Genomic DNA, 22587 nt, shown 5'->3' with positions numbered 1-22587 from the left:
GTGGTCACTGTGGTCGTGCTGATCGTCTCAAACATACGTCTCCACCTCTGCCTGTAGCGCGGCGTCCGCTTTCGCACGCGTCTCCCGGCGCTCGGCCAGCGCGTCGCTGTCTGCCGCGTGGTCCTCGCGGGCCGTCACAACCTGCTCGGCGACGGCCTCTGGGGCCGGGCCGCCGGGAGAGTCGCGACTGGCGACGCTCTCTGTGGGATCGAGCGTTGCCTCGACCGTTTCGCGGTCGACGAACTCGGTCAATGATTTGTCGAGTACTTTCCGCGTGGCGGCCTCAAGCGTCTGGAAGTCCGTTTCGCCAGCCGCTTGTGCCGTGCTCGCGACGACTTCGTGGGCCGTCCGGAACGGGACGCCGGCCATCGCTAAGGCGTCGGCGACGCCAGTGGCGGTCGAAAATCCCTCGCCTGCCGCGTCGGCCAGCGCCGCGTCGTTCCACTCGGCTGTGGCAATCGCGCCGGCAGCGACTTCGGTGGCCTCGCTGACGCCATCGATCGTCCGCCAGGCGTGCCCGCCGGCCCGCTGGAGGTCGCGGTTGTACGCCCGTGGCAACCCTTTCAGCGTCGTCAGCAGGCCGTTGAGCCCCGCCGCGGCGTCACCCGCACGTGCGCGGACGAGTTCGAGCGTGTCGGGGTTCTTCTTCTGTGGCATGATCGAGGAGGTTGAGGCGTAGGCGTCGTCCACCTCGACGTATCCCTTGTTGGCGTAGATCACGACGTCCTCGGCCAGTCCCGACAGCGTCGTCGCCAGGGTTGCCAGAACAGCCGTCGACTCGACGAGAAAGTCCCGCGCCGAGACGGCGTCCATCGCGTTGTCCATCGGTCCGTCGAAGCCCAGCAGTTCGGCTGTCCGATCGCGGTCGACATCGAACGGCGTGCCCGCGAAGGCGGCCGCGCCGAGCGGCGACTGGTTCGTGCGCTCGTAGGCATCGAACAGGCGGGCCGTCTCGCGGGCCAGCGCGCGCTCGTAGGACAGTGCCCAGTGAGCGACGGTCGTCGGCTGGGCCGGCTGGAGGTGGGTGAAGCCGGGCATGACGGTTTCGCCCTCGGCCTCGGCGGTCTCGATCAGCGCGCCGCGCGCTTCGAGCGTCGCCTCGATCGCGTCCAGCAGGTCCTCGCGTAGGCGGTAACGAATGCAGGTCGCCACCTCGTCGTTACGCGAGCGGGCGGTGTGCATCCGACCGCCGTCAGGACCGACGCGGTCGATGACGGCCGTCTCGATAGCCTCGTGGACGTCTTCGCCGTCGGGCAGGGCGTCGTGACCTGCCGCTTCGATGTCGTCGAGTGCGGCCAGGATCTCGCCAGCGGTCTCCGCCTCGACGATCCCCTGTTCGGCGAGCATCACGACGTGGGCGCGATCGACTGCGAGGTCAGCGGCGAAGATGCGCTCATCCGCGGCGAGCGACGAGAGGAACCCCCGGGCGGGGCCGCCGCTGAAGCGCTCGCGGCGAACGACGCTATCGCCGTCGGTCCCGCTCTCGTCCGTGGGTTCCTCGGGCATAACTCACTCCTCGTCGGCCAGAGACTCGGTGACCTCGCTGGCCAGGCGCGACTGGAACCCGTGGTACTTCGCGACGCCGGTGGCGTCGTCCTGTGTAATCCCGCCGGTGACGGCCTCCTCGTTGAACGAGGCCGCCGACTCGTTGTACACCGAGTACTCGGATTCACGCGAGACGGCCCGGCAGTGCCCGCCTTCGAGCTTGACCGTCACTGTCCCGGTCACGCGGGACTGCGTTTCGCCGATGAACCCTTCGAGGTCTTTCACGAGGGGTGCGTCGATCAGTCCCTCGTAGGCCTTCTCGGACCAGCGCTGGTCGATGGAGGTCTTGAACTGGCGTTCCTCGGCGGTGAGGACGAGTCCCTCCAGGGCCTCGTGGGCCGTCAGCAGCACCGTCGCCGCGGGGTGCTCGTAGTTCTCGCGCACTTTGAGGCCGAGCATCCGGTCTTCCATCATGTCCGTCCGCCCGATCCCGTGGGCACCGGCGCGCTCGTTGAGTTCCTCGATGAGTTCGACCGAGCCGAGTTGTTCGCTGTCGACGGCGACAGCAGTGCCGTTCTCGAACGTAATCTCGACGAGTTCGGCGTCCTTCCCGGACGGATTCTCCGTCCAGAGGTAGATGTCGTCCTCTGGGATCGTCGCGGGGTCTTCGAGTTCCGAGCCCTCGATCGAGCGACTCCAGAGGTTCGTGTCGATGGAGTAGCGACCGCCGGCCCCGCCCTCGACGGGCAGACCCTTCTCCTCGGCGTACTCGTTCTCCCACTCGCGGGTGAGCCCGAGTTCGCGGATCGGCGCAATGACGTCCATGTCGGTGTCGCGCCAGACGGCCTCGAAGCGCAACTGATCGTTGCCCTTGCCAGTACAGCCGTGCGCGAGGGCACTACAGCCCTGCTCTCTGGCGACCGCGGCGATTCCCTCGGCGATGACTGGCCGTGCGAGGGCGGTTCCCAGCGGATAGCCCTGGTAGTCGGCGTTGGCCTCGACGGCGGACAGGCAGAGGTCGGCGAATTCCTCACGGGCGTCGACGACGTAGTGGTCGAGACCGAGGGCCTCGGCCGTCTCCTCGGCTTCGTCGAATTCGTACTCCGGTTGGCCGACGTCGACCGTGACGCCGATGACGTCGTCGTAGCCGTATTCCTCTTTGAGTAGTGGTACGCAGACTGTGGTGTCGAGCCCGCCCGAGAAGGCGAGTGCAACTGTGCCGTTTCCGTCCTGTTGTGTCGTGGAGTGTGTCATAGTGTCGTGACTGTCGGGTGAGAGATGACCGCCCCGGAACCCGACGGTGGGCGGCGATGAGAACGTTCGAACGCGTGAAAGGAGTAGTAGTGATGGGGCTAACGGCCCCGTCGTCGGCGTCGAAGAAGGGAGACAGACCCGCCGGTCACAACTGCGATCGACGCGGACCGGTGGATCGGCGTCATGTACCCCGGAATATCCGGCATGGAGTACAAATATCTTCCGGGTTTGTTCCTTGCGTGTTGATCTCTGTCGTGACTGCTGGGTCACGGTTCTGTGTCCTCGTGGTCGGCAACTGCCACAACACCTATGCTTCTCGCGTGTGGAGTTATTTACATGAATCTCGACGTCGAAGACCTCCTGAAGATCGTCCTCGCACTGGTAATCGTCTTGGTTGTCCTCGAAATCGTTGGCGAGGTCCTGGGGTGGATGGCGTGGCTTCTTGGCCCATTCCGGCCGCTGCTCGGGCTGATCATCGTCGTGTTGATCGTGCTGTGGCTTCTCGACCGGATCTGAGGGATCTCGCTCTTTCAGCGAGTGATCCGGACCTGTCTGATCGATCGGGGCGCTTATTCTGCTCGACCTCTCCACTCAAGACGTGTACAGTCTGAACGTCCCCGTTCCCTCGTCGGTTGCCCGACTGGCGAGTGAACTCGCCCGGGAAGTGCCACGGGCCCAGGAACGAACGCGCGGCGAGCACACGCTGGTGCTCAAGCGACTCGGGCAGGATCGATCGGTGCCGCGACTCCAGGCCCAGATCCGGGAGTATCTCGCTGGGCAGCCGCCATTCGAGGCACAAGTGACTGGTATCGATTACTTCGCCAACGCGACGAACGGCCCCTCGCCCGTCGTCTATCTCACCGTCGAGAGTCCCGAACTCCGGCGCGTTCACGAGAAACTCGTCGCGAAGTTCTCCCCGGTCGAAGGGATGGAAGGCGACGACTACTCCCCACACGTCACGATCGCCCGGGGCGGCGATCGGGCGACGACCACCGGACTGGCCGAGCGCTCGATCGAGCCGATCACCTGGACGGTCTCGCGACTGACCGTTCGTGACGCCCGACGCGGTGAGCCCGCAAGTAGTGTCTCTCTGCCAATCTGAGCCTCGCTGTCGGCTCAGTCCTCGAAGCGGCGGTCTTCTTTGGAGATGTCGTCGTCGTCGGCATCTCGACCAGTCGTCGGGACCGTCCTATTCCCGAACGATCCGCCACCCACGAGTCTGTCGCGGCCACTCTGCTTGATGATATCCAGAGCGGTCATGAGGTCTGTCCGGGTGAGCAAGCCAGCGAACTCCCCGGCCTCCATGACCAACAGCCGCCCGATGTTGTTCTCTTGGAGGCGCGTCAGGGCCGCCATCGCGTCTTCGTCCGGGCCGATCGTCCGCAGATCGGTCGTCATCACGTCCGAAACGGTGAAGGCCTCGCGTTCGACTTCCCGGACGGCACGGGCGTCTTCTAAGGTCACCAGCCCGACGATCTCGTCGTTCTCGACGACGGGAAAGCCCGTGTGGCGTTCCCGGAACATGAGTTCCATCAACTCCGCGACCGACATGTCCGGATCGACCGACTGAACCCGATCGGCCGGCGTCATCACGTCTCGGACGGTCACGCCCTCGAAGGCGGCTTTCATCGTCGTCATCTGGGCTTCACTGGATGCGCCGATGTAAATGAAGAAGGCGATCGCGACCAGAAACAGGCCGCCGCCGCCGAACAGGCCGAACAACCCGAGCAGGAGGGCAAAGAGCTTCCCGACCTCGGCGGCGATCTGGGTCGCCCGGGCGAACGGGCGCGTCCGGGCGAGCAGCGCCCGGAGGACCCGTCCGCCGTCCATCGGGAAGCCGGGCAGCATGTTGAAGATCGCCAGGGCGACGTTCATCAGCGCGAAGTACCCAAGCAGGAACTTCACCGACGCGATCCCGACCGCCTCGCCCGTCGGCACGAGCCAGAAGCCGGCATACGAGATGCCAGCGAGGGCCACGCTGACGGCGGGGCCGGCGATCGCGATGAACAGTTCCTGTTTCCAGTCTTCGGGCATCTCCTCGAGCTGGGCGATCCCGCCAAAGAGCCACAACGTGATCGACGAGATCGGAAAGCCAAACCGCATTGCGACGACCGAGTGGCCCAGTTCGTGGAGGACGACGCAGGCAAACAGGCCGACGGCCGCAGTGATCCCCAGGACGTACGGGAACGCACCCGTCGACAGTGGCTCGATGGGGATGCCGGCCCCCCAGACCTCGTTCATGAGTTCGACCGACTGGCCGACCTGCGCGCCGATGATCCAGGCAAACAGCGGGAGTACCAGCAGGAACGTAAAGTCCAGCTGTATCGGGATCCCGAAGGCGCTACCGATCCGGATGCGTCGCATGTCCGCACGTAGTCTTGGCAGCGTCTTAAGGCTCCGTGTCACGGCATGGCGTCTCGGTCCGATCGGGTCCGAGTGAGTCAAGTGGATCCTGCTCCTATTGGCGGTGTGTCCCAGCAGCTTTCGGCCGTCGACACGCTATTCGTCCACGAAGACGGCGAGGACTTTCGGGTGGTCGTCCAGCAGGACGGACAGCGGGTACTTGGCGGTCGACTGGAGGTCAAAGAGACCTCGGCCGGTCCCCGCCCGGCCCGCCTTCGGGTCCAGCGGGGCAGCCAGGAGGATCTGCGCAGCCCCGACCAGTTCGTCGAACTGGCTCGCCGGGCCGACCGGATCCGCGTCTCCGAACAGACCTCCAGTCGTGGTCGACGGGTCGCCCGCGAGATGCTCGATGCCTACCAACTCGAAGCGAAGGTCGTCCGGACCTGTCGGTACTGTGCCTCCAGTGGCGAGTACGCGCCGATCACGAGCGAGACGGCGATCGCTGCCGACGGCGACGATATCTGTCCGGACTGTGCGATCGCGGAACTGGAGCGTGAACTCGCCTACCACGGCGACGTGACGGGTACTGCCCGCGATCGCCTCGAAGCGCTCTTGCTCGAAGTCCAGGATCTCGAACGCATCAAGAACCTCCTCTCTGGGGAACTCGATCCGGAACTCACGAAGTTCGACGAGATCAGCGCCACCGTCGAGGACGTCGATCTCGTCCCAACTGACTCGCTGAGCCTCCATCCGGGCATGCAACAGAAACTCGAATCCCAGTTCGAGGAACTTCTGCCGGTCCAGAGTCTGGCGGTCGAGCACGGCGTCACGGATGGACAGGACCAACTCGTGGTCTCGGCGACGGCGACCGGGAAGACGCTGATCGGCGAGATGGCCGGGATCGATCGGGTCCTCAACGGCAAGGGAAAGATGCTGTTTTTGGTCCCGCTCGTGGCGCTGGCAAACCAGAAATACCAGGACTTTCAAGAGGCGTACGGCGATCTCGTCGACGTGAGTCTCCGCGTTGGCTCCAGTCGTATCCGGGGTGAAGGTGGCGGGTTCGACCCGAGTGCGGACATCATCGTTGGTACCTACGAGGGAATCGATCATGCCCTGCGGGTCGGCCACGATCTCGGTCAGATCGGGACGGTCGTCATCGACGAGGTCCACACCCTCGGTGAGGGCGAGCGCGGCCACCGCCTGGACGGCCTCATTTCGCGGCTGAAGTACTACTGTGAGGAAGGCGGTGGGACGGCGGTCCGTGACGACCGGGGCGGGCAGACGAGTGCGCCCGGCAACACCCAGTGGATTTACCTCTCGGCGACCGTCGGCAATCCGGGCTCGCTGGCGGACTCCCTGGAGGCTCAACTCATCGAGTTCGAGGAACGGCCCGTGCCGATCGAACGGCACGTCACTTTCGCCGACGACTACGAGAAAGTCGATATCGAGAACAAACTCGTCAAGCGGGCTTTCGACACGAAATCCTCGAAGGGGTATCGCGGCCAGACGATCATCTTCACCAACTCACGGCGGCGCTGTCACGAGATCTCTCGTCGACTGGAGTACTCCTCGGCTCCCTATCACGCCGGGCTGGACAACAGCCGCCGCGGCAAAGTCGAGTCGATGTTTGCCGACCAGGAACTGTCCGCCGTCGTCACGACGGCAGCGCTTGCGGCCGGCGTCGACTTCCCGGCCTCCCAGGTCATTTTCGACTCCCTGGCGATGGGCATCGAGTGGCTGACCGTCCAAGAGTTCTCTCAGATGCTCGGGCGGGCCGGCCGGCCCGATTACCACGACAAAGGGACGGTCTACCTGCTGGTCGAACCCGACGGCGTCTATCACAACAGCCAGGAAATGACCGAAGACGAGGTGGCATTCAAGCTCCTCAAAGGAGAGATGGAACCCGTCATGAATCGCTACGACGAGAGCGCAGCTGTCGAGGAGACGCTGGCGAACGTCGTCGTCGGCGGCAGTGCGACCAAGCGACTCAACGGTCGGATGCTCGGTGAGGTGCCGACCAAACACGCTCTTGGAAAGCTTCTGGAGTACGAGTTCATCGATGGCCTGGAGCCGACGCCGCTAGGACGGGCCGTGACGCGGCACTTCCTCTCGCCCGATCGGGCGTTCCTGCTACTGGACGGGATCCGCAAGGGAATGGACCCCTTCGAGATCGTCGCCGACGCGGAGTTGGCTGATGAACAGCGATGAGTCAGTAGCCCGCGCCTTCACCGAGGAAGGTGTCGGCTGCGTAGGCGGCTCCGAACGCCGCGATGCCGGACATCAGTCCGACGATGACGCTATTGATGATGAGATTGCCGAACTGGATCGAACTGAGGTTGTTGAGCGATCCTGACATCTCTGATGCTCCCGCGGGGAGACCGCCGAGACCGGCCGCGCTCGATCCCGCGGCCTCAGTGAATGCACTCAGTGACGGGACGATAAACGACGCCATGAGCGTCGTTACAAGGACGAACACGAATCCGCCCAGGAAGACACCGGCACCTGCCGTCATGCGACGGGTCTGTACGTCGTCGCTCATTTGGGTCGCCACGAACAGGCCGATCAATGGCGCGAGACCGAACGCGATGAAGGGGGCGATCTCGGCCGTCAGATATCCGATCGTCAGCTGGTGAGTCGTTCCCAGTACTTGACCGACTTGCGGGCCACTGGAGGTGCCCATCGCCGAAGCGGTACTTCCGGCCACCTCAACCGCTCCCGGGACGAACGAGAATCCGCCGATCATTCCCAGCAGGAACGTCATCGCGCCCAGTAGCACCGACGCGATCCCCATCGTTCCGACGATGCCTTTGAGATAGCGCTTGGGCTCGGGCCGTTGCAGGTCGTTCAACAGGCTCGAACCACCGTAGCCACCGCCTTGGGCGTATTGACCTTGTTGGGCGTACTGGCCGCCCTGGCCTTGCTGATCCTGGGCGTACTGGCCGCCCTGGCCTTGCTGACCCTGGGTGTGCTGGCTGCCCTGGCCCTGGGCCCCCGTGCCCGCCGCTTGCTGGCCGCCGGGAGCTCCACCCTGATTCGCTGGTTGTCCACCCGTATTCCCACGTGGTTGACTGTCCTGCTCGCCATTCTGCGTCTCGCGCGGATTGTTTTCATCCGTCATCAGCGCGTACTTGTCTCAGTCTACGCATAAATCTTTGACATTCCGAACGGCGGTTTCGCCGCCGCAAGTGCCGCGCCGCCAAGAGGGGACAATAATAGGGGGGCGCCGCGACGGATGGTATGTCGTTTGTGACTATGGTGGACTGCCGTCCCGGCACCCGACAAACGGGGGCGCTTTTGAGAACGCGGCATGAGTGGACTACGTTCGGGAACGTTCTCAGAGCCTGTATATCGCTGCTTCGTAGGGGCGGAACGTCGTCCCGTCAGGGGTCGACGGAACGTCGGTGTAGTTTCCGGTAACGGCGTCAGCACCGTCGGTCGGGACCGGCGACTCGAAGGTGGCCGGTTCGGCCGACCAGTTGAGCACGATCAGTGCCGTCTCCTCGCTCAGTGTCCGCCTGTAGGCGTAGAGTTGCTCGTCTTCGGGGAGCAGTAGTTCGTAGTCGCCGTCGACGAGGACGGCCCACTCGTGGCGCAGGTCGATCAGTTCTCGGTAGTGGGCGAGCACCGAGTGTGTGTCGGCGCGTGCGGCCTCGACGTTGATCTCGGTGTAGCGCTCGTTGACTTTGAGCCAGGGGCTGCCGTCGGTGAAGCCGGCGTGTTTGCCGTCGGTCCACTGCATCGGCGTCCGGGCGTGGTCCCGGCTCCGCTCGTTGACGAACTGGCGGACCTCCTCGCGAGAATCGATGACGCCGGCTTCCTGGAGCGATTCGACCCGACCGATCGTCATTACGTCATCGATCTCGGCCAGATGCTGGAACTCGGCGTTGTGCATTCCGATCGCGTCGCCCTGATAGACGAACGGTGTGCCCCGCAGCGTCAACAGGAACGTGGCAAGCAGTGTCGCCGACTCGCGATGGTATCGTTCGTCGTCGCCGAATAGCGAAACGGCACGCGGCAGATCGTGATTACCGAGGAACGGTGCCGGCCAGGCGATCTCAGTTTGCTGTCGCGTCACGATGTCCTTCAAGGCCGTGAGGTCCCACTCGTCGCTCGCTTCCGGGTCGAAGAGGTCCTCGGGACTGTCTCCGATTCCGACGTGATCGAACTGGAACACCATCTCGAGGCCATTTGACTCACTGGCGACGTACTCGGCGGCCTGTTCGACGGTCGTGTGGCCCATCTCGGCGACAGTCATCACCCCGGCCTCGCCCAGTGTGCGCTCGGTGAGTTCTTCGAGATACGCGTCCAGGGTGGGGCCGTGGCTGTAGTGGGCGATCCCGGTCGGATCGGTGTCCGGATCGCCGTCCGGGAGGCCTTCGGGCTTCGAAATGTGTGAGGCCGCGTCGATCCGGAACCCGTCGGTCCCCTTCTCGCGCCACCAGCTGATCACGTCGGCGATCTCCCGGCGAACGTCGGGATTGCGCCAGTTGAGGTCGGGTTGGCTCTCGTCGAAGACGTGGAGATACCACGCTTCGCGCTGGTCGTCGTACGACCAGGCCGGCCCGCCGAAGATCGACTCCCAGTTGTTCGGTGGTTCCGCGGGATCGCCCTCTCGCCAGTAGTAGAACTCGTCGTAGGGTTCCTCACCGGCTCGGGACCGCTGGAACCACGCGTGTTCGTCTGCGGTGTGGTTGATCACCAGGTCCATGATGAGGCGGATGTCCCGGTCGTGGAGGCACTCGACGAGGCGCTCCCAGTCTGCTAGCTCGCCGTACTGGTCGTCGATAGCGCGGTAGTCGCTGATGTCGTAGCCGTTGTCCTCGCCGGGCGATTCGTACACTGGAGACAGCCAGACGGCATCGACACCTAGCTCGTCGAGATACGCGACGTTCTCGACGATACCCGAGAGGTCGCCAACGCCGTCGCCGTCGCTGTCGTTGAAACTCCGTGGGTAGATCTGGTAGACGACGGCTTCGGTCCACCACTCGCGATCGAGGCTGTCCTCGCTCGTCTCGACGTGCGTGTCCATGAGTCACCCCGTGAGATAGACGCGTGCCTCCCACGGCGAGAGTTCGAGTGTCGTCCCGAGGGTTTGGGGGGCGTCGTCGTTGGCGATCGCCAGTTCGAGCCCCGGATCGACGTGATCGGGGACGTCGATCGACCGCGATTCTCCGGACCAGTTGAGCACGATCAATCCGCGTTCGTCCCCGAGTGTCCGCGTGTACGCGAACACTGACGGGTGATCCGGATAGTGCAACTCGAAGTCCCCAAAGACGAGGACGTCGCGTTCCTCGCGCAGGGCGATCAGGTCCTGGTAGTATTGCCAGACGGAGGCCGGGTCCGTCCGCTCGCGCTCGGCGTTGACGCTCGTGTAGTTGGGGTTGAGCTTGATCCAGGGGTCGCCGTCGGTGAATCCAGCGTGTGTCCCGTCGGTCCACTGCATCGGCGTTCGGGCGGTATCCCGGCTGACCGCTTCGATCGCGTCCCGGACGTCCGCGTAGGACTCGGCGTCACCGGTAGCGATGGCCTCTTCGACGAAATTGATCGCCTCGACGTCGCGCAGTTCCTCGATCGATTCGAATGGGGTGTTCGTCATCCCGAGTTCCTCGCCCTGGTAGACGAACGGCGTCCCCTGTAGCGTGTGGGTGAACGTTCCAAGCAGTTTGGCGGACTTCCGGCGGTATTGGTCGTCGTCGCCGAACCGCGAGACCATGCGAGGCTGGTCGTGATTCGAGAGGTAGATGCTGTTCCAGCCGTCCTCGGCCAGCCCAGTCTGCCAGCGCTCGATGATTTCTTTGAACGCCGGCAGATGCCACTCGCCGGCCTCCCACTTGCTGTCGCCGTCGCCGACGCTGACGTGTTCGAACTGGAAGACCATCGAGAGGCCGTCGCCGTCCTCGCCGACGAACTCCTGGGCGTCCTCGACGGAGACGCCGGGGGTTTCCCCGACAGTCATAATCTCTCGGTCGACCGTTTCGACCGTCTCGGCCATCATTTCCGAGAGGTAGTCGTGGATCTTCGGGCCGTTCATGAAGTGTTCGGCCCCGGTCAGCCCTCCGTCGGGATCGCCGTCCGGGAGCCCCTCGGGTTTCGAGAGGAGATTGATGACGTCCATCCGGAACCCATCGATCCCTTTCTGTAGCCACCAGCGCATCATCTCGTAGACTGCCTCCCGGACTGCCGGATTGCGCCAGTTGAGATCGGGCTGTTTCTCGTCGAAGAGGTGGAGATACCACGCCTCGCGGGTCTCGTCGTAGGACCAGGCGGAGCCGCCAAAAAAGGAGTCCCAGTTGTTCGGTGGTTCCGCGGGATCGCCCTCTCGCCAGTAGTAGAACTCGTCGTAGGGTTCCTCACCGGCTCGGGAGCGCTGGAACCACTCGTGTTCGTCCGAGGTGTGATTGACGACCAGATCCATGATGAGGCGCATGTCTCGGTCGTGCAACGCTGCGAGCAGCTCTTCCCAGTCTGCTAGCTCGCCGTATTGGTCGTCGATAGCGCGGTAGTCGCTGATGTCGTAGCCGTTGTCCGCCTGCGGTGACGCATAGACTGGGGACAGCCAGACGGCATCGACACCCAGCTCGTCGAGATACGGGACGTTCTCGATCATCCCGGGAATGTCGCCGATGCCATCCCCGTCGCTGTCGTTGAAACTCCGTGGGTAGATCTGGTAGATGTCCGCCCGTTTCCACCACGCTCGTGGCTGTTCTGTCGACCCATCGGCCCCGTGTGCCGGCTCGTTCGGGTTACTCATGTCCGTTTAGACACCACTCGTCGCACGCTCTTAACGTTATCTAAATTTACGAAGAACATATACTACAACTCTATGGGTCGGTGGGAAATCTCACGTCCCGTCCAGTCGGGCCATCGGTTCGATCGTCGCTCTTCTCGCCACTGGCCGGGCGGCGACGGGCAGGCCTTCGTCTCCCGGCCGTCGTGGATGGGTAACGTATTCAAGGCAACCCGCAGAATGTGAGACGATGAGCGAGCGATCAGACGGCCGTGACCGGGAGATTCGGGAGGAACTCGCCGTCTTTGGCTTCTCGGACACGGAAATCGACGCGTACCTTGCGATATTGGCCCACGACGAGGCGACGACGCGAACGATCGCCGAGGCGGCCGACGTGACCCAGCGAGCGGTCTACAACATCGCCGAACGGCTGGCCGATCGTGGATTGGTCCGGGTCAAAGAGCACGCATCACCGACGACAATCAGTGCCGTGCCCCCCGACGATGCGATCGAGAACCTCACCACCCGGCTCGAATCGATCCGACCCCAACTGGCTGCAACGTACGACGAAACGGCAGAGACCTCTCCGGACATCCGGATCATCAAATCGAGGGAGACAGCGCTGAAACGCCTGCGCCAGGCCATCGAGTTAGCCGACCACGAGATCGTCATTTCGATCCCCCAAGCGATCTATCCCGAGATCGAATCCGCGCTTCAGGCCGCAAACGAGCGGGGGGTGCTCGTGTTGCTGTTGCTCGGGGACTACGAGGGCGACACCGATCCGGCACCGTTCGAACCTGTCGCCGACGTCGTTCGGTACTGGGACGAGCACCTGCCCTTTCTGTACGCCGTCGACAACTACCGTGAGGGGATGGTCGGCGAAGCGCCGGTCCTCGCTGGACCTCACCACGACGGCTATGCCGTCTACGTCACCGAAGCGTTCCTGACGAGCACCATCTTCAGCATGTTCATCGCGACGTACTGGCCTGCCGCCAAGGAACTGTCCGTCACCTCGCCCGATCCACTGCCAGAGACCTTCGAGTGGTTCCGCCACGCTGTCCTCCAGGCTGCGTTGTCCGACTCCGAGAGCACGACGCTTCGGGCCGAGGTCGAGACGGCAAGCGACGAACGCTTGACCGGCCGGATCACCGACGTCGTCCAGCAACTCATCGAACCCCGGAGTGAGACTTTTTCCTTACAGCACTCTCTGTGCCTCGAGACGGCCGACGGGCCAGTCACCGTCGGCGGACACGACTCGTTCTTAGAGGGGTACGAAGCCGAATCAGTTCGGCTGCTCTCGGAAGAGTGACCGTCTGGTCTGTCCTGCTCGTTGCCGGCCCCCTGTCCGACGTGCAACCGTTGCCTGAGTGGCTGTTCGTGATCGGCTCCGCTCTTCGATCGTGTACGCATTTTCGTTCAGTACCGTGTCTCGCTTCGCTGGGTACTGTTTCGGCCAGGGACGGCGTTGGACGCCCGCTAAGAGCTTTGAAGAATACATTCTCCCAGAAGTTTTATTATTGCCGTTCCTTCATAGTAAATTGATGCCTAGTCCCCCCGCCGACGAGGTGTGTCTCGCCTATGCGGGACTCCCGTGGGTTGGGAACGGCGACCAACCGACGATGGGTCGCCGGACGACACCGGCCCGGCTGTCTCCCTCGACGGTTGCAACCGGGGCTCGATCGACGACGAGACCCCGAAATCGGTGGTCGGCCCCCTCTCGACGTGGCTTGCCCCCAACGAGCACCTCCGGTCTGCGGGCGCCTCCCCGCCCTCCACTACCCAGTAGTTATGCATCTGTCCAATCGACACGTTCCGGATTTCGAACCGCACGCACAGCCAGACGCCATCGTTTCGGCTCCCAACTGCCGGATTACGGTCCTCTCGCCCCGGGTTCTCCGGCTGGAGTACGATCCGACCGAGACCTTCGAGGACCGGCCGAGCCAACTGGTGTGGTATCGCGACCAGCCGGTTCCCGACTTCGAGGTAACCCGGACCGGCGAGTCTCTGGTCGTCGAGACCGACGCCCTGGAACTCGAGTACGACCACACTGGCGATGGATTCAGCGCCGAAACACTGTCGATCGAACTTGCCGACGGCACTGAGTGGGTTTACGGTGCGGACAACGACGGCAACCTGAACGGATCGTTGCGGACCGTAGACGAGGTCGACGGGTCGGCCCCGCTCGAAGACGGGCTGGTGTCCCGTGACGGGTGGGCGGTCGTCGAGGACACCGACCGGCTGGTCTTTGGCGACGACGGCTGGGTCCAGCCCCGCGAGGCGGCCGACGGCTACGAAGACCTGTACTTTTTCGGCGACGGGCAGGACTACCAGACTCGCTTAGCAGACTTCCGGGCGATCACCGGCGAGGTGCCGATGGTGCCCCGCTGGGCGCTTGGCAACTGGTGGAGTCGCTACTGGGAGTACTCCCAGGACGAACTCCGCGAGGTTGTCGAGGGCTTCCTCGATCGGGATATCCCCTTGTCGGTCGCCGTGATCGACATGGACTGGCACGTCGTCGACAACGCACACCACGATGGCTGGACCGGCTGGACCTGGAACGACGAGTACTTCCCCGATCCCTCCGGGTTCATCGACTGGCTCCACGACAACGACATCAAGACGACGCTCAACCTCCATCCTGCGGAGGGTGTTCATCCTCACGAGGCTCAGTACGAGGACTTTGCCGACTTCATGGGGATCGACCCGGCGAGTGAGGAGCCAGTCGAGTTCGACGCGAGCGATCCGCAGTTCCTCCGTGGCTACTTCGAGCACTTGATCGACCCCATGGAGGACGAGGAGGGCGTCGACTTCTGGTGGATCGACTGGCAACAATGGGACGAGTCACCCGAGATGGAGGGACTCGACCCGCTGTGGGCGCTAAATCACTTGCACTCGCTCGATCGGACCCGTGACGGGAAACGGCCGTTCATCTTCTCGCGGTGGCCCGGCCTCGGCGGCCACCGCTACCCGATCGGCTTCTCCGGTGACGCCTACATCTCCTGGGAGTCCCTGCGGTTCCAGCCCCACCTGACGGCCACCTCGGCCAACGTCGGGTACGGCTGGTGGAGTCACGACATCGGCGGCCACATGGGCGGGGAGGGCGACCCGCGCGACTTTGCGGAACTGTACGCCCGCTGGACGCAGTTCGGTGCCCTCTCGCCGATCAATCGCATCCACACCACCAAACACCGCTTTATTGATAAGCGTCCGTGGGCCTTCGATGGCACGATCTCGGAGAGCCTCGAAGACGCCCTGACGCTGCGTCACGAGTTGCTCCCCTACATCTACACGATGGCGTGGCGCGATCACACCGAGAGCGTCCCGCTCGTCCGGCCGATGTACTACCACCATCCCGACGCCGAGGCGGCCTACGAGACCGTCCACCAGTACTACTTCGGGAGCGAACTGCTCGCTGCGCCCCACCTCAGCGAGCGCGACGATGAGACCAATCTGGCCCGGCGGTCGGTCTGGCTGCCCGAGGGTGAGTGGTTCGACTTCACGTCCGGCCAGTACCACGATGGCGGCCGGTGGCTCGCCCGCTACGGGGATCTCGACGATCTGCCGGTGTACGCCAAAGCGGGGGCGATCGTGCCCATGGATCCCGACGCGCGTCAGGATGTCGCCAATCCCGACCGACTGCGCGTCGTCGCGTTCCCTGGCGCGGACAACGAGTTTACGCTCTACGAGGACGACGGCACTACGATGGCCCACCGTGACGGTGCCTCCGCAACCACGACCCTGACACAGACGTTCGATGGCGACAGCCTGACCTTCGAGATCGAACCCGCGGCCGGTGACCGCTCGCTCATTCCCGACGAGCGCACCTACGACCTCCACCTCCGGGGCGTCAGCGAACCGACGGACGTGAGGGTCGATGCACCGGTCGACTTCGAGGTGACCTACCGTGAGTCGGACGCTACGCTGGTGGTGGCGTTCGACGCGATGGCCGTCAGCGAGGGCCTGTCAGTCACCCTCGACACCGACGCCGACTCGCTGATCTCTCGACAGGACCACACCCGCGAGCGCATCGAGGACTTCCTGTGGTCGTTCAAGACCCACGTCGCCGTCAAGGAGGCGATATTGGAGGACTTCGAGCCCGATTCGATCGCATGGCTGGCCGAGTACTCCGGGCCACTCACGACTGCCCAGATGCGGGCGCTCGTCGAGACGATCACCGGCGCCGGGGCGGCCCGGCTCGACCACGATGGCGCGGAGCGACTGGTCGTCTGGAATCCCGACGACGCATCTGTCTCCTATCGATTTACGACCTGGGACTGGCAGGACGAACCGTTCCTCTTCGATGCTGGCTCGGCCGAGTCCGGGACCGTCCCGGACTGGACTGCCTTCGACGTGAGTGGCAGTGCGGTCGACGGGCGTCTCGAACTCACTTACGGCGACACGTTCACGATGGCTGTCGAGAGTGACGCGCCGGACGAACCGGCTCACTGACCCTGGCTTCGTTTCGAACCCGCTTTAGAGCACAAAGACGATCGCGCCGGGTACGAACGCGACTTCGAGGATCGATAGCAAGATCACCAGGACTGCGCCCGGCACACCGCCGACGGCGACGACCAACACCGCCAGCGGGCTGATCGCTACTTCGAGTCCGACCAGCAGATCGGCGAGCAAGAACACGAGCAGTCCCAGGATGGCGTTCCAGATGAACGGCTTGACCGCTTTGACGATCCAATACGCGCCGAAGACGACCGCTAAGACGACTAGGAGGGCACCGATTTCGAGTAGTGCGACCATACGACAACTTCGCGACACCCTCGTATGTGCTTTCTGGCCAGAACGAAACGCTTTAGATCGCCTCGCTGCAAACGGGTAATGCGGGACCGTGGGGTAGCTTGGTATCCTTGCGGCCTTGGGTGCCGTTGACCGCGGTTCAAATCCGCGCGGTCCCACTGTACCACCGTTTTCCTGGTCGGGTACGCCGTAGGCACACCTCTCCTTGCAAAAAAGCTGGCCCAAAAATAGCTACTGGCTCGCTGCGCTCGCCAGTAGCCAACCCCCTCGCCACGGCGAGCGCCTCGATTATTCGCTCGCAACTGTCTGCATGCCGAGGTGGCCGTTCGGTGCCACGACGACACCAGGTCGGCCGTCCGGTGAGTCGACGCCATCGGTAGCGGGGTAGCGATCAGAGGTGCCACGGGCGTTCGGTTTCGCGAGTCTATCGGGATCGGCGGTCTGGATACTTCGGTTCTGATCAGTGACCTTTGGGGCCGTCCCTGCCTGGGGCTCACCCAGTCGGTCTTCACACGGTCACGTCGGTTTACCGGGCCGACGAACCGAGGCGGACAAAGCGCCATCTCGCGGCGTTAAGATTGTACTGGGGGTGAGACACACCTTACGAAAGGTGGGATCGAAAATTATCGCACGACGGCGGCGGTCGCGTCCGCGAGCTCGGCGTAGAACGGCTCGCGTGTCTCTGCCCGAACTCCATCCAAGAACGTCTCGAACCACTGCCGGGGATGTTCATCCAGGAACTGTTCACAGGTTTCCCGAGAGGCGACCGCCGACAGATGGCCCGCGAATTCGAGTTCGGTCGCGATGTGATCGGGGAGATCCGACCACTCCGGATCGAGCCCGAGGCCGTACTCGTCGTACCAGTCGACGACCGCTCGCGTCGACGGGCCGAGGACGTTCCCGGCGGTGTCGCCATCGCCATCGCGATAGATGCTCTCGTAGGGCGGACACGGCGGGCTGTCCGGTCCGACAAACAGGCGGGCGTGTTCGGTCCCCAACGCCGTCAAGTCGAGTGTCTCGCGTTCGGAGACGACACCGGCGAGTGCCCCCGACTCGATGGCGGTCCGGAGCTGTTCGTCCGGTTGGCGCCAGCATCGCGCCAGCACCGCATAGCCCTGGGCGGCTGTCGCCTCTCCGCCTGCGGTGGCGTCACTCATCGCTGCCACCGTCTGGTCGAATCGTTCCGCCGTCTGCGGTCGCGGTGTCACCGGTCGGGTTCGTCCGTGTGCCATCCCCGAGTGCCGAGCTCGGGAACACCGGGAAGTACCGCAGGCCGAGAGTGAGGATCAACGCCCCGAGGGCGACCAGCCCGAGCGAGATCAGCAACTCGATCGCCGTCGGCGTGTAGGTGCCGACCGTCGCCCAGATGTTCGAGCCGACGCCGCTGTATCCGGTCCCGGTCGTGACGCCGGGAGCCGCCCCGATGTTGAGATCGTTGTAGCCGGTGAAGATGAGGTTCACGCCCTCGAAGAGGATACCGAGGATCGCGAACACGCTGGCAGTGAACACAGCCCAGGTCCGTGTTCGGAGCGCCGGAACGACCAGCAACGCCAGCGGGACCACCCCGCCGACGACGGTCCACAGCCAGAACGACACCGTATCGCCGACGAGAAAGCCACTGGTGATCGCCCAGAAATCGAAGTTCGCGGCCCAGGCGTGGGGCAGCCGCTCGGCACCGACGAGATACACGATGTGCACCGCGACGAACACGCCAAGCACTTTCCCGAGTTCCGGCACCAGCTCCTTCGACAGTTCGAATCGCGTGAACTTATCGGCGAGTATCGCGACCACGAGCACCAGTGCCAGCCCCGAGACCAGTGCCTTCATGATGAACATGGGGGCCACCAGCGGGCTGAACCAGCTCCCACGGCCGATCTGTAGCGCGAAGATCCAACCGGTCACCGAGTGCAATGCGACCGCAAGCGGGATCGCGATTGCTGCTGCCCAAAACGACAGTTTCCGATCGCGTTGTCGGCCGGCCGCCGTATCCTGGACGCCAAAGGCCAGTCGCGACCCGCGAGCGGCCAGGTCACGCCGGGTCAGCAGCCAGAAGTACACGGCACAGAACAGGCCATATAGCACCACGATCCCGAAGTCCCACACCATCGGCGATCGGAAGTCCGGCGAGAGGAAGAACCCGACGACCCGGCTTGGGCGACCAAGATCGGGCAAGATTAGCAGTCCTGCGACCACGATGCAGGCAAAGCTGACCAGCACGCCGAGTGCCGCGATCGAGTCGTACCGGTCTGAGTGAAAGAACTTCGGGACACTAGAGATGATCAACCCGCCAGCCGACAGGCCAACGAAGAAGACGAACAACATGATGTACAGCCCCCACGAGAAGACGTTGTCCATCCCCGTGACGATTAGCCCTTCGCTGAGCTGGTAGGCCCAAGCCGCCAGCCCCGCGAGGACGAGCACGCTCAATGCACCGATCCAGGCCTTCCCACGGGTCCCGAACGCGCCGGATTGGGCGGCCGCGTTGCTCATCTGTCTTCACCTCCGTCGGTCGCTGGCACCCCAGGCTTGGCGTTGCGACGCTTTGGCGGGTCGTCGAGTTCGGACTCCATCTCGTTGCCGAGATGGTTCCGTCCGGGGCTCATCTCCCCGCGAATGTAGTAGGTACTGGGGTCCGTTTCGAGGTCTTCGAGCAACTGCGTGGTTTCGTACTGTTTGACGTACCGCGAGACGGCACTGTCTGGGTCGTCGAAGTCGCCGAAGATCCGTGCACTCGACGGGCACGCGATCGTACACGCCGGATCGAGGCCCTCCTCCAGGCGGTGGCTACAGAACGTACACTTCTCGACGACGCCCCGTTCGCGTTGCTCGACGTTGCCGGTCCCGTCGGGTGGTGTCGTCTCGGGTTCGTCGTAATTGAACACTCGCGCGTTGTACGGACAGGCTGCCATACAATATCGACAGCCCATGCACTTCTCGTAGTCAATCTCGACGATGCCGTCTTCACGCGTGTACGTGGCGTTGACCGGGCAGACCTTCACGCAGGGCGCGTTCTCACAGTGCTGGCAGGCCGTCGGCTGATACTCCATCGACAGCGTTCCGTCCCCGCCATCGACTGGATACTCGCCTGCCGGCGTGTCGATGTTGTCGCCACCCGTGGTGAGGATCCGGTTCCAGGCCTGGCCCGTGCTGACGTTGTTCTCGTCTTTACACGCCACTGCACAGGAGTGACAGCCGATACACCGCTCTTGATCGATCACCATTCCGTAGTTGGTCATGCTGTATCACCGCCGTGTTGCAGTTCGTCGATCCACTCTGTCTCGGCCGGGTCGTCGTACTTGCTCGTATCGAGGTCGTCCGGGGCCGGTTCGATCTCGACACGCGTATCGTAGAACGCGAAGTTCTCGATCGTCTCACTGACGTCCGTGTGTGTCAGGTTGTTGTGGTGGCCGGCGATGTAGTGATCGCCCCACCATCCCTGGTCAGTGTTGACGTGGCCGGGCCGGTAGGCGTTGTTGTACTTCGCCTTGACGATCATCTCGCCGCGGTCGTTGTACACTCGGACGTACTCGCCGTCCTCGATGCCGCGTTCTTTGGCGTCCTGTGGGTTGATGTCGATCCGCGGTTCCGGGTTGATCTCCCGCATCAGCGGGTTCTCGGCCCACTGTGAGTGGATGCGCCACTTCGAGTGGCCTTGCATGAACAACAGCGGGTACTCCTCGGCCAGTTCGTGATCGTCTGCTGTTCGATCTTCCAGGGGAACCGGCACTTCGAGGGAGACGCCATCTTCGGTGGGCGCGTCTTCGTCGTAAATTTCGAGCCGCCCGGAGGGCGTGTTGAACTCGCCTGTGAAGATGACCTCGTCGGTTTCGAGGTGGATCGTCCCCTTCTCACGGATCTCCTCGAACGTGAACCGGTCTTCGGCCTCCAGGATCGTCCGGAGTAACGCCGTGCGATCGCGTTCGAAGTGCTCGCCGTAACCCAGCCGGTCGGCCAGTTCCGCGATCATCCAATGGTCGGATTTGGACTCCCACAGCGGATCGTGGACCGGTTCGCGGTACATGGCATGTGGGTGTTCACCGGCTCCAGTGATGTCCTCGCGTTCGGTCCAGTGGGAGGCAGGCAGGACGATGTCGGCGTGCTGGACAGTCGGCGTGTGGTGGATGTCGGCCACTGCGACGAGATCCAGATTCGACAGCGCATCGATCCACTGCTGGCGGTCGGGAAGCTGGTTGGCCACGAAGTTCGAGGACTGGGTGTACATCATTTTCAGCGGCGGGTCGGCGTCACCCTGCAGCGCCGAGAGAATCCCCTTCTGTTGGAACCGCCGCACTCCTGGGCTTCCCTCGACGGTCCCGTAATCGCTGCTGTAACCGGAGCCGGCGAATCGGCCGCCGGTGACACAGCCACTCCGGCCGTAATCGCCAGTGAGCGCAAGGAGGATCGCGTACGCCTGGCCGAAGACGTGGCCGTAGACGTACCGGTCGACGCCGAGGCCCGTCATCACGCCGCCGGGTCCCCGCGTTGCGAGCCAGCGAACCGCTTGCCGGATGTTTTCGGCCTCGACGCCGACGGTCTCTTCGATGTCCTCCGGTGCGTAATCGGACGCAGCCGCATCGAGTTCCGTCAGCGCTGTCCGGACTTCGTGGCCACCGATGTCGAAGGTGCCACGCAGTGCGTACTCGCCGTACGTTTCCGGTTCGAGTGCCACCGCCTGACTGGCCGCCTCGTCGTAGGCGACCGGTGTCTCGTCGTCACCGTCCGCAAAGACGTCTCCCGTCTTGAGGAGATCGCCGTTGTCGGTTCTGACGAGGGCCGGCGCGAGTGTCCGTTCTCGTAAGAATTCGGTGTCTTCCAGTCCCTCCTCAAGGACGGTGTGGATCATCCCCATCGCGAGGTGGATGTCCTTGCCGGGTTTGACCGGCAACCAGAGGTCCGACTTCGCTGTCGTCTGGTTGTACACCGGATCGATACCGACGATCTTCGTTCCACCCTCGATGGCATCGAGCAGGAACCGTGCGTCGGGATTGAGGCGGCTTCTGAAGACGTTGCCACCCCAAATGAGGATCGTGTCGGCGTTCTTGATGTCGGTCCGCATGTTCGTCGGGGTGTTGAAGTACCCCGAGCCGGTGATCCGCCGGAAGCCGAGACCGACGTTGATGTCGATCGACCAGGACATCATCGTCCCGCCGAAAAGGTTCGCCAGACGGCTATAAACCGTCCCGTTGATGCCGCTACCGCCTGATCCGAGTTCGAAGTAGACGCTCTCGGGACCGTACTCTTTGCGGATGCGTTGCATCTCGTCGGCGACGTAATCGAGGGCCTCGGACCACTCGATGCGCTCGAAGTCGGCGTCCGGTCCCCGTCCCTGGGGGTTCGGGGTCTCGGGCGACCAGTCGCTTCGCTTCATCGGATACTTCAGCCGGTTGGGATTGTACGTCCGGTGCATGTGGGTCTGTCCCAGCGTACAGGCCCGTCGGAACTCCTCGCGGTCGGGAATCGCCGGCTCGACTTTCCGGATCTGCCCGTCCCGGACGTGAATGTCGAGGGGACAGTGACCTCGACAGTTGGGCGAACAGTAGCCGTGGACGACCGTGTTCTCCTGGAGGAAGCTCTCGACGTCGTTGACCCCTGAATCGTCGCTCAACGACTGGAGGACCTGCGAACCGCCGAGGCCGAGGACGCCTGCGGCCCCTCCAGCACTGAGCAGGACGTTCCGGCGCGTGACGCCGTCGTGTTCACTCATCGAATCCCTCCGGCTTCGTCGGTCGGTTATCGACGCCGAACTCCTCGAGAACGGCGTCGTGATACTTCTCGTGGAAGTCCGACTCGGACATCTCACCGATGCTGACTCGGACTGCGTCCCGCCCCATTTGCTTGCCCAATTCCGTACTGTGGGCGCTCTCGTCGAGAGTTGCCTCGACTGACTGTTCCCAGTTGTCCCCGTTGAGATACCGCTCCATCTCGTCGTGTGTGTCGGTCGTATCAGTCACTTCGAGCCACCACGACTGTACCCACGTTCTCCCCCTCCAACCTACTGTCCGGACACAATTGAGGTCTTTATATACACC

17 protein-coding genes and 1 tRNA gene are annotated in these 22587 nt (G+C 63.6%); 6 read left to right on the top strand and 12 right to left on the bottom strand.

Annotated features, from left to right (window positions below; translation table 11 throughout):
• Window positions 1-27 precede the first annotated feature (27 nt).
• Together argH and FR699_RS09450 are read right to left on the bottom strand one after the other, a co-directional pair.
• Window positions 28-1506: an argininosuccinate lyase gene (gene argH / locus FR699_RS09455; RefSeq protein ID WP_158855260.1), complete on the bottom strand. Its 1479-nt coding sequence runs from the start codon at window positions 1504-1506 to the stop codon at window positions 28-30.
• A gap of 3 nt (window positions 1507-1509) precedes the next feature.
• Window positions 1510-2739: an argininosuccinate synthase gene (locus FR699_RS09450; protein WP_158855259.1), complete on the bottom strand. Its 1230-nt coding sequence runs from the start codon at window positions 2737-2739 to the stop codon at window positions 1510-1512.
• Between the two features lie 336 nt (window positions 2740-3075).
• Here FR699_RS09450 and FR699_RS09445 point away from each other — a divergent pair, with 336 nt between their 5' ends.
• Window positions 3076-3255: a hypothetical protein gene (locus tag FR699_RS09445; RefSeq protein ID WP_154553022.1), complete on the top strand. Its 180-nt coding sequence runs from the start codon at window positions 3076-3078 to the stop codon at window positions 3253-3255.
• Window positions 3256-3337: 82 nt separating this feature from the next.
• The gene (locus tag FR699_RS09440) at window positions 3338-3841 is read left to right on the top strand and encodes a 2'-5' RNA ligase family protein (protein ID WP_158855258.1); all 504 of its coding nucleotides are present in this window, start codon (window positions 3338-3340) and stop codon (window positions 3839-3841) included.
• Between the two features lie 14 nt (window positions 3842-3855).
• Here the strand turns inward: FR699_RS09440 and FR699_RS09435 are convergent, their stop codons facing one another.
• Window positions 3856-5103 carry a CBS domain-containing protein gene (locus tag FR699_RS09435; protein WP_158855257.1) on the bottom strand — a complete coding sequence of 416 codons (1248 nt, stop codon included), beginning with the start codon at window positions 5101-5103 and terminating at the stop codon, window positions 3856-3858.
• A 105-nt stretch (window positions 5104-5208) separates the two neighbouring features.
• Between FR699_RS09435 and FR699_RS09430 the strand changes: the two genes are divergently transcribed.
• Window positions 5209-7290 carry a DEAD/DEAH box helicase gene (locus FR699_RS09430; protein WP_158855731.1) on the top strand — a complete coding sequence of 694 codons (2082 nt, stop codon included), beginning with the start codon at window positions 5209-5211 and terminating at the stop codon, window positions 7288-7290.
• Window position 7291: 1 nt separating this feature from the next.
• On the opposite strand, the gene FR699_RS09425 is transcribed toward FR699_RS09430, so the two are convergent.
• From FR699_RS09425 to FR699_RS09415, 3 genes are all read right to left on the bottom strand, one after another.
• On the bottom strand, window positions 7292-8200 hold the full coding sequence (locus FR699_RS09425) for a hypothetical protein (protein WP_158855256.1): 909 nt from the start codon (window positions 8198-8200) through the stop codon (window positions 7292-7294).
• Between the two features lie 216 nt (window positions 8201-8416).
• Window positions 8417-10111, bottom strand: coding sequence for an alpha-glucosidase (locus tag FR699_RS09420; RefSeq protein WP_158855255.1), 1695 nt, complete (start codon window positions 10109-10111; stop codon window positions 8417-8419).
• 3 nt (window positions 10112-10114) lie between these two features.
• On the bottom strand, window positions 10115-11833 hold the full coding sequence (locus FR699_RS09415; RefSeq protein ID WP_158855254.1) for an alpha-glucosidase: 1719 nt from the start codon (window positions 11831-11833) through the stop codon (window positions 10115-10117).
• Window positions 11834-12059: 226 nt separating this feature from the next.
• Here FR699_RS09415 and FR699_RS09410 point away from each other — a divergent pair, with 226 nt between their 5' ends.
• On the top strand, window positions 12060-13118 hold the full coding sequence (locus FR699_RS09410) for a TrmB family transcriptional regulator (protein ID WP_158855253.1): 1059 nt from the start codon (window positions 12060-12062) through the stop codon (window positions 13116-13118).
• Between the two features lie 479 nt (window positions 13119-13597).
• A complete protein-coding gene (locus tag FR699_RS09405; RefSeq protein WP_158855252.1) occupies window positions 13598-16258 on the top strand; it encodes a glycoside hydrolase family 31 protein in 2661 nt (886 codons plus the stop codon).
• A gap of 24 nt (window positions 16259-16282) precedes the next feature.
• Here the strand turns inward: FR699_RS09405 and FR699_RS09400 are convergent, their stop codons facing one another.
• On the bottom strand, window positions 16283-16561 hold the full coding sequence (locus FR699_RS09400) for a pro-sigmaK processing inhibitor BofA family protein (protein ID WP_154553030.1): 279 nt from the start codon (window positions 16559-16561) through the stop codon (window positions 16283-16285).
• Between the two features lie 82 nt (window positions 16562-16643).
• On the opposite strand from FR699_RS09400, the gene FR699_RS09395 reads away from it, so the two are divergent.
• A tRNA-Pro gene (locus tag FR699_RS09395) sits at window positions 16644-16716 on the top strand.
• A 465-nt stretch (window positions 16717-17181) separates the two neighbouring features.
• Here FR699_RS09395 and FR699_RS09390 read toward each other — a convergent pair.
• From FR699_RS09390 to FR699_RS09370, 5 genes are read right to left on the bottom strand one after another with little or no spacing between them, the layout of a single operon-like run.
• Complete coding sequence (locus FR699_RS09390; RefSeq protein ID WP_158855251.1) at window positions 17182-17715, bottom strand: molecular chaperone; 534 nt, start codon at window positions 17713-17715, stop codon at window positions 17182-17184.
• On the bottom strand, window positions 17708-19048 hold the full coding sequence (gene nrfD / locus FR699_RS09385) for an NrfD/PsrC family molybdoenzyme membrane anchor subunit (RefSeq protein ID WP_154553032.1): 1341 nt from the start codon (window positions 19046-19048) through the stop codon (window positions 17708-17710). Before nrfD ends, FR699_RS09390 begins: the two co-directional genes overlap by 8 nt.
• Entirely contained in the window at window positions 19045-19794 is a 750-nt protein-coding gene (gene dsrO / locus FR699_RS09380; RefSeq protein ID WP_154553033.1) for a sulfate reduction electron transfer complex DsrMKJOP subunit DsrO, read from the bottom strand. The genes nrfD and dsrO overlap by 4 nt, the downstream gene beginning before the upstream one ends.
• Complete coding sequence (locus FR699_RS09375; RefSeq protein WP_158855250.1) at window positions 19791-22262, bottom strand: molybdopterin-dependent oxidoreductase; 2472 nt, start codon at window positions 22260-22262, stop codon at window positions 19791-19793. Before FR699_RS09375 ends, dsrO begins: the two co-directional genes overlap by 4 nt.
• Window positions 22255-22479 carry a 4Fe-4S ferredoxin N-terminal domain-containing protein gene (locus FR699_RS09370; protein WP_154553255.1) on the bottom strand — a complete coding sequence of 75 codons (225 nt, stop codon included), beginning with the start codon at window positions 22477-22479 and terminating at the stop codon, window positions 22255-22257. Before FR699_RS09370 ends, FR699_RS09375 begins: the two co-directional genes overlap by 8 nt.
• Window positions 22480-22587: the final 108 nt, after the last annotated feature.

Source organism: Halorhabdus sp. CUG00001 (assembly GCF_009797925.1).
GTDB lineage: Archaea > Halobacteriota > Halobacteria > Halobacteriales > Haloarculaceae > Halorhabdus.
Note: the sequence above shows the minus strand (reverse complement) of the source record. Positions and strands in the feature narration are given on the sequence as shown.

Bases quoted from the DNA above. Each gene is read 5' to 3' on its own strand.
- FR699_RS09435 (WP_158855257.1), bottom strand. From the start codon at position 5,103: ATGCGACGCATCCGGATCGGTAGCGCCTTCGGGATCCCGATACAGCTG.
- FR699_RS09370 (WP_154553255.1), bottom strand. From the start codon at position 22,479: ATGGAGCGGTATCTCAACGGGGACAACTGGGAACAGTCAGTCGAGGCA.
- FR699_RS09405 (WP_158855252.1), top strand. From the start codon at position 13,598: ATGCATCTGTCCAATCGACACGTTCCGGATTTCGAACCGCACGCACAG.
- dsrO (WP_154553033.1), bottom strand. From the start codon at position 19,794: ATGACCAACTACGGAATGGTGATCGATCAAGAGCGGTGTATCGGCTGT.
- FR699_RS09375 (WP_158855250.1), bottom strand. From the start codon at position 22,262: ATGAGTGAACACGACGGCGTCACGCGCCGGAACGTCCTGCTCAGTGCT.
- FR699_RS09390 (WP_158855251.1), bottom strand. From the start codon at position 17,715: ATGAGTGACGCCACCGCAGGCGGAGAGGCGACAGCCGCCCAGGGCTAT.
- FR699_RS09420 (WP_158855255.1), bottom strand. From the start codon at position 10,111: ATGGACACGCACGTCGAGACGAGCGAGGACAGCCTCGATCGCGAGTGG.
- FR699_RS09445 (WP_154553022.1), top strand. From the start codon at position 3,076: ATGAATCTCGACGTCGAAGACCTCCTGAAGATCGTCCTCGCACTGGTA.
- FR699_RS09400 (WP_154553030.1), bottom strand. From the start codon at position 16,561: ATGGTCGCACTACTCGAAATCGGTGCCCTCCTAGTCGTCTTAGCGGTC.
- FR699_RS09425 (WP_158855256.1), bottom strand. From the start codon at position 8,200: ATGACGGATGAAAACAATCCGCGCGAGACGCAGAATGGCGAGCAGGAC.
- argH (WP_158855260.1), bottom strand. From the start codon at position 1,506: ATGCCCGAGGAACCCACGGACGAGAGCGGGACCGACGGCGATAGCGTC.
- FR699_RS09415 (WP_158855254.1), bottom strand. From the start codon at position 11,833: ATGAGTAACCCGAACGAGCCGGCACACGGGGCCGATGGGTCGACAGAA.
- nrfD (WP_154553032.1), bottom strand. From the start codon at position 19,048: ATGAGCAACGCGGCCGCCCAATCCGGCGCGTTCGGGACCCGTGGGAAG.
- FR699_RS09410 (WP_158855253.1), top strand. From the start codon at position 12,060: ATGAGCGAGCGATCAGACGGCCGTGACCGGGAGATTCGGGAGGAACTC.
- FR699_RS09450 (WP_158855259.1), bottom strand. From the start codon at position 2,739: ATGACACACTCCACGACACAACAGGACGGAAACGGCACAGTTGCACTC.